The organism is Kluyvera ascorbata ATCC 33433 (assembly GCF_000735365.1).
Taxonomy (GTDB): domain Bacteria; phylum Pseudomonadota; class Gammaproteobacteria; order Enterobacterales; family Enterobacteriaceae; genus Kluyvera; species Kluyvera ascorbata.
Genome location: NZ_JMPL01000247.1, coordinates 1 through 299 on the forward strand (window position 1 = coordinate 1; position 299 = coordinate 299).

2 tRNA genes are annotated in these 299 nt (G+C 49.5%); both read right to left on the reverse strand.

Features of this window, described 5'->3' with window-relative positions:
* Window positions 1–68: 68 nt before the first annotated feature.
* Window positions 69–144 (reverse strand) — tRNA-Ala (locus GKAS_RS23400).
* Between the two features lie 42 nt (window positions 145–186).
* A tRNA-Ile gene (locus tag GKAS_RS23405) sits at window positions 187–263 on the reverse strand.
* Window positions 264–299 lie beyond the last annotated feature (36 nt).

The following is a 299-nucleotide window of genomic DNA, read 5'->3' on the forward strand; positions in this document are numbered from 1 at the left end:
AGCAAAACTTCGCAGTGAACCTTTTCAGGTACACTCTGAAGTTTTCTTGGGTTTGTTGCAGTAAAGGATGGTGGAGCTATGCGGGATCGAACCGCAGACCTCCTGCGTGCAAGGCAGGCGCTCTCCCAGCTGAGCTATAACCCCATCGCAAAATGCTAATCTCTGTACCGACAATTCTTGCGAATTTGGTAGGCCTGAGTGGACTTGAACCACCGACCTCACCCTTATCAGGGGTGCGCTCTAACCACCTGAGCTACAAGCCTGCAGAGATTTTTACTGCTAATTTTCATCAGACAATC